The sequence below is a fragment of the Pseudomonas sp. 2995-1 genome (assembly GCF_002742505.1).
In the GTDB taxonomy this organism is placed as follows: domain Bacteria; phylum Pseudomonadota; class Gammaproteobacteria; order Pseudomonadales; family Pseudomonadaceae; genus Aquipseudomonas; species Aquipseudomonas sivasensis.
Genome location: NZ_LJSA01000243.1, coordinates 1 through 336, shown reverse-complemented (window position 1 = coordinate 336; position 336 = coordinate 1). Strand labels below are relative to the sequence as shown.

Genomic DNA, 336 nt, shown 5'->3' with positions numbered 1-336 from the left:
TTGTTTGGGTTACTGTGTGTACATTGACTCGAAATTTGTCCTTATCGCATAATCAGTCATTGCGAATAAAAGCAGAGGTGGAATGCATTTATTTCATAATCTCTAAAAGGCTTTCCAATTTATTTATTTCGTAAGTCGGTCTTAAAGATGAACTGTTTTCCTTATATTTATGATTGAACCAACAAGTGTCAATACCATAATTAATTCCACCTTGAATATCAGAAGTCAACGAATCTCCCACCATAAGTACGTTGGACTTATTTGTAGTTTCTAATTTATTGAAAGCAAAATCAAAGATTCCCGTTTGTGGTTTCTGAAATCCAGTAGATTCAGAGA

The 336-nt window shown here is 33.3% G+C and carries 1 protein-coding gene; it reads right to left on the bottom strand.

The genetic code is table 11. The features are described 5' to 3' along the window. Positions 1–88 precede the first annotated feature (88 nt). Positions 89–336, bottom strand: a 248-nt coding sequence (locus AOA61_RS02750) for an HAD-IA family hydrolase (protein ID WP_143521176.1), incomplete at its 5' end; no start/stop codon positions are given.